This is a genomic window from Pantoea sp. EKM103V (genome assembly GCF_011800365.1).
Taxonomy (GTDB): domain Bacteria; phylum Pseudomonadota; class Gammaproteobacteria; order Enterobacterales; family Enterobacteriaceae; genus Pantoea; species Pantoea anthophila.
Genome location: NZ_JAALFQ010000052.1, coordinates 1 through 363 on the forward strand (window position 1 = coordinate 1; position 363 = coordinate 363).

Here is a 363-nt window from a genome sequence, read left to right on the forward strand (position 1 = left end):
CACGCAATATCCGCCAGGTGCATTCCCCGGCCCGCTTTCAGCAGCATTCCCAGCTCGCGGCAGGCCAGCCGCCAGGCCTCTTCACCGGCACCGTCGCACTGGTCACGTACCAGCGGACCGGCGGCAAGCCACGCCTGCCAGGCCGTCAGGGGCATCCGCGGGCGGTAGCATGACCAGTCGGTTACGGCGTTGCAGACCTGCTCAGCAAGGCTTAGCAGGCCGCCGTAAAGCAGTTCTGCGCGGTCATCCAGCGTCATGCGCTCCGTGCGCAGTCCGGCCAGAAAAGCCAGGTCTCCCGCCAGCGCCGGACTCACGCCCGCGAGGGTGTGGCCGTTAACCCATGTTTTGGGAGATTCTGGCGTG

Annotated in this window: 1 pseudogene; it reads right to left on the bottom strand. The window is 66.9% G+C overall.

Annotated features, from left to right (window positions below):
- Positions 1 to 363 (bottom strand): annotated as a pseudogene (locus HFD97_RS22080) (hypothetical protein); the annotation flags it as partial.